Source organism: Bremerella sp. JC817 (assembly GCF_040718835.1).
Lineage (GTDB): Bacteria > Planctomycetota > Planctomycetia > Pirellulales > Pirellulaceae > Bremerella.
Genome location: NZ_JBFEFG010000190.1, coordinates 1 through 313, shown reverse-complemented (window position 1 = coordinate 313; position 313 = coordinate 1). Strand labels below are relative to the sequence as shown.

Genomic DNA, 313 nt, shown 5'->3' with positions numbered 1-313 from the left:
TCGACGCCGCGATCGCGTTGACCTTCGCCCCCAGGGCGTCGAAGCTCCGGGCCAGTTCGCTCGTCGGCGCGTCCCAGACGGTCACGATCCGGTAGCTCCCCGCCGCCAGCCGCTTGCCGTCCCGGCTGAACCGGATCGACTGGATCAGATCCTGATGACCTCCGAGCGTGATCACCTCCTGGCCCGTCTTCGCGTCGAAGACCTGCACCACGTTCGCCCGACCGACGGCCAGGTCGTTGCCGTCCCCGGTCAGGTCGACCGCCAACACCGGGTTCACCCCCGGCGGCAGGGCCCCCAGCTCGATGGCCGAATC

Annotated in this window: 1 protein-coding gene; it reads right to left on the bottom strand. The window is 70.0% G+C overall.

Annotated elements, in window-relative coordinates; all coding sequences use genetic code 11:
- A partial coding sequence (locus AB1L30_RS00910) for a hypothetical protein (protein ID WP_367011456.1) occupies positions 1 to 313 on the bottom strand: 313 nt, incomplete at both ends.